1 protein-coding gene is annotated in these 699 nt (G+C 67.0%); it reads left to right on the top strand.

Annotated elements, in window-relative coordinates:
- The coding region (locus K4G67_RS17380; protein ID WP_239807497.1) for an IS1380 family transposase at positions 1-699 on the top strand (699 nt) is incomplete at both ends.

Consider the following 699-nt stretch of genomic DNA (forward strand, 5'->3'; position numbering starts at 1 on the left):
CGACGCTCTGCGCGACGATCCGGGCTTCCGCCTGGCGCTGGGCAAGCTGCCGGGATCGGGCGTGGGGCTTGCGAGCCAACCGACGATGAGCCGGTGGGAAAATGCACCGACCACGCGTGAGTTGGCCAGGATGATGGCCGCGATGATCGACATCTACTGCGCCAGCTATCCCACCGCGCCGGCGGCGGTGACGCTGGATATCGATGATACCTGTGATGTCGTGCACGGCTATCAGCAACTCTCGTTCTGGAATGGTCATCACGGCGAGCGCTGCTTCCTGCCGATCCATGTCTACGACACCGCCACCGGTCGGCCGGTGGCGATGCTGCTGCGCACCGGCAAGACACCGTCGGGCGCCGAGGCTGCCGGCCACATTCGGCGCCTGGTGCGCCATCTGCGGCGGCACTGGCCCGATACCCACATCACCATCCGCGGCGACGGGCACTATGGGCGGCCCGAGGTCATGACGTTCTGCGAGGCGGCCGGCGTCGATTACGTGTTTGGTCTGCCGACCAACGCCGTGCTGCGTGCCGATCCCGAAATCGTCACCGTCGCCGATGCCTGTGCGGTCAGGCGGGCTCAACGCCAATGCCCGGTCCTGCGCAACTATGCCGAGACCCGCTACGGCGCGAAGAACTGGAAATGCCAGCGCCGCGTCGTCGCCCGGATTGAGGCCAGCACGCTGGGCATGGACATCCG

The sequence above is a fragment of the Croceicoccus hydrothermalis genome, from assembly GCF_022378335.1.
Classification (GTDB): domain Bacteria; phylum Pseudomonadota; class Alphaproteobacteria; order Sphingomonadales; family Sphingomonadaceae; genus Croceicoccus; species Croceicoccus hydrothermalis.